The 3,555-nt window shown below is 57.4% G+C and carries 3 protein-coding genes; all 3 read right to left on the reverse strand.

Annotated elements, in window-relative coordinates:
• On the reverse strand, positions 1-836 hold an 836-nt coding region (locus H5U08_RS13045), incomplete at its 3' end, for a hypothetical protein (RefSeq protein WP_297033799.1).
• Between the two features lie 77 nt (positions 837-913).
• Positions 914-2,281, reverse strand: a complete 1,368-nt coding sequence (locus H5U08_RS13050) for an ROK family protein (RefSeq protein ID WP_297033803.1) — start codon at positions 2,279-2,281, stop codon at positions 914-916.
• Positions 2,271-3,555 (reverse strand): hypothetical protein (locus H5U08_RS13055; protein WP_297033805.1); only part of this gene is annotated, 1,285 nt, incomplete at its 5' end. The genes H5U08_RS13055 and H5U08_RS13050, both read right to left, overlap by 11 nt.

Below are 3,555 nucleotides of genomic sequence, written 5' to 3' on the forward strand. Positions count from 1 at the left end.
TTTTTGATCCAAAAAGGCAGGAGATTTTCCAAAAAGTCACGCTCGTCGGCAACACCGGCCACTCCACGGGCCTGATTCTCCCACATGATGGCGAAACGCAACTTGTCCTGGAACCGGGAATGAAACAGGGCCTCGTGAAGGGCACTGGAATGCCGCATCTCAACCGGTCCACCCTGGCGCGCCCGGTACCAGCAATAGACGAAAAACGAAATTCCGTGCTCGACGGCCCATTTTGTCTCCCAGTCGGCCACTTCTGGGTTTTCCTGACCGTAGAATCCAAGCACCGGAGTCCTTTCCGGATGCTTGAGCAGATTGCGCCATATTTCGGGCCTGTTCGTCTCCCAAAGTGGGCAATTGTGGGCGCCGACAAGAATATCGGTAACCACCGGTTGAGGCGGCGGAATCTCCCGCGTTTTGGGGATCGAAACACTCGGAAGAAACAGCAGGGAAAGAGCCTGCCGCACTGTGGCCTGCGGGTATCTGGCGACGACCGTCACATCATGGCGCCCCGCTTTTGAGGTCACCACTGTCCATGACGTCTTGATTTCGCTGGCACCGTTTTCGAAGCGAAACGGCTGTTGCAGATTTCCCTGGACAAGGCGCACTTCCGGCGGAAGGTTCAGTTCGAGCGTCCCTTCGACGTCTTGTTCCCCTCGATTACGAAGGGTCACGGACAGCGTGCAGGGCCATTCCGCGCGACAAATCGGACGGACCGGCTGGAAGTCCGCGATTTCCAATTCTCCAGCCCCCACCCGCCAGCGCGCAAGTACGGCAAGAACCACCGATGTGCAGAACAGAACCGTCTTGAACCGGAGCCCTGAAGGTCGCGTTTTCACTGTCACTCCCCTATGAACGGTTTCTGGCGGCAGGGATCGGACCGAGCAGCCCGGCCGGTTCACCAGCGATCTGCACGTTATCGGGAAACGCAAAAATAGGCCGACCTCCGCGCGTTGGTTCGCTCGTATGCGATCACGGCCTGAGGTGTGGGCAGGGCTAACAGGCTGATTCGTCTTCGAGCGAAAAACTCATAGGTTTTACTGATCTCGGTATTCTTCACATCGAAGCCCAGGCCAAGGATAACAGTCTCAACACCACCCCGCGTCAGCATCGAGAGGAGTTCTTCGGACCGCCACGCTTCGGTGTCATTTGCCAGTTTCGAACTCGCCTTTTTGACACGTCCGTGACTCAGAATGACAACGTCTTCGTCGTACTGTTTCCCATCAATTGTAATGCTGCCAGGGTGGCACTCTTCCACACGAGGATACTTGATCTCGCGCAGAGATTTGAAGACGTTGACTCCCACTTTTCTGGCGGCGATCGCCACTGCCCCTAAAACAACCGCATCGTCCCCGAGAGCCGACAGGCAAAGGCCACCACGTTCACGGGCGCCGGGAAGCTGGTCGGAGTTCACAATGGCCTGAATTGTCGGCCACAAGGTATCCCCGCACGCCTCCATGACCCCGCCTCCCAGGACGATCCACTCCGGATCGAGGAGGTGCCGCACGGTCAGACAGGCGTAACCGATGATTTCCGCTGCCCGCCGCATGATCCGTTCGACCAGTGGGTCGCTCCTTTCCAGAGCCTGCTTGAGGGCTTTACTCCGAATAACACTGAGGTCCCCGTCGAGGATCTCGGTCAACAATGTGGACTCGCCCTTTGCCACCGCTTCTCGGATGTCACGCTCGATGGCCGCGCGACCGGCGAGAGCTTCAAAACATCCGCGATTTCCGCATCCACAGAGTGGTCCATCAATTTCCATGACGATATGGCCGATTTCCCCGGCCACTTCCCGGGCACCACGCCAGATTTTTCTCTTTTGCGCGAATCCGGCTCCGATTCCTGTACCGACGAAGATCCCCATCGCGCTTTTGGCCCCGCGGGCAGCGCCCAGCCAAACTTCGCCCAGTGCACCAAGATTGCAGTCGTTCCCCAGAATGACCCGGCACCCAAAACGGGATTCCAGGCGAGGGACGAGATGGACGCCGGAAAGGCAACTGTTGGGCGTACGCACGATCGTCCCTTTTTTGGGATCCACCACGCCCGGTATGGCGACGCCGATGGCCGCCACGTCGCGATGGCTCAACCCTTCCTCTTTAAGTACCGCCTCGATAACGCCTTCGATCACTTCCAGGATATCGGCGGGGTTGTCCGTTCGAGGGGTGGGAAGCCGCTCGCGCGCACGGATGACCCCGCGTCGATCGGCAATCGCACCCAGAATTTTGGTGCCTCCCACGTCGACTGCAACGAAGATCGGTTCGCTGGATCGTTGTTTAGCGGCCATGAGTGGTTCCTTTATGCCCACTGTCCTGATGCTCCTGCTCTATTATTGTGGGATGAAAAAGCCGCTCGTGCAAAGGCACGGGTGGCTTGCCGAGAAGGGCTGTTCGTACCCATTCTGCCCACCACTGGGTGACTCTGGCTGGGGCGGACATCGGCGGAGAAATGTTTAGAGATTCTGTCGCTATTCGTGCAACGTGGACCAATGCTTCCTCGTTTTTGACGGGTTCGCACGGTACGCGCAATTCGACAATAAGAGGAGGCAGCCTTCCCAACGATCGGCAGAAAAAGTCCTCCACGCCCGCTGGTCGCGACTGTTTCAATTCGCACCCGATAAAAAAGACGTCCTGTTGGCTTACGTCAGCCTGCCAGAGGTTATCAACCACCAGTCGTGGACCATCGACCATCATTCGGCCCTGGACGAGAAGCCAGGGATAGAGGGCCACTGCATCGGCGATGTCGTCATGGGTGGCGATCCGCAAAGCGGAGGCGATGTCCCAGGAACGAGTGAAAACGCATTCGTCGTTGTGATTCGTTGGAACAACAGGTGGCAAGGCGGCGAGAAGGACCGCTCCCCGGGGAACTTCGGCACGACGTGTTTCCCCCGTGATCGTGGTCAAAAGCTTCTGCTGGGCCTGCCATGACTGAAGATAATTATTACGCTGCAGCAAAAAGGATGTGGCGTTGACAAAGAGCGCTCCACACAGACCGACCCGCAGCCACCGCGTTTTTCTGGAAGACTGAGGAGTACGAGGTTGCGCCCAATATGTGCTCACCGCGAGAGCAACGGCAACCCATAGCGACGAAAGTTTTCGGTTGTCGTTGCCATAAATAGCGGCATAACTTCCAGACAGCACGAACAGCAGAACGCTCATTACGGCGGAGATCCAGCACACGATTCTGAGCACACCGACTCGACAAGATTGGGTGGGAAAGGGATGAGTTTGAGGACCACCTTGGCCAGCCGGCGTTGTTTCCGCATGAGGGGAATCGCAATCTGCCCTGTTGCCCGACTGAGGCCCAGTATTGGCACCGTCTGAAGCTTTCCCGGCACTGCCGGTTCGCGATTGAACCAGGACAAGCGAGAGTATGAGGAGGAGAACGCCTGCTAAAGCCGCTGCATCCCAGGCTTCATGCACTCGAACAAGGCCGTCGGCCCAGAGAATCGGTGTTTGGATAAAAACCGCAAAAATCCAGTAAAGAAATGTTCGGAGCATCATTCCGGGACCGCCGGGTGTCAGTCGAGACATGTCTGGAAAAAATCGCGGCATGATCAGC

The organism is Thermogutta sp. (genome assembly GCF_014359955.1).
Classification (GTDB): Bacteria; Planctomycetota; Planctomycetia; order Pirellulales; family Thermoguttaceae; genus Thermogutta.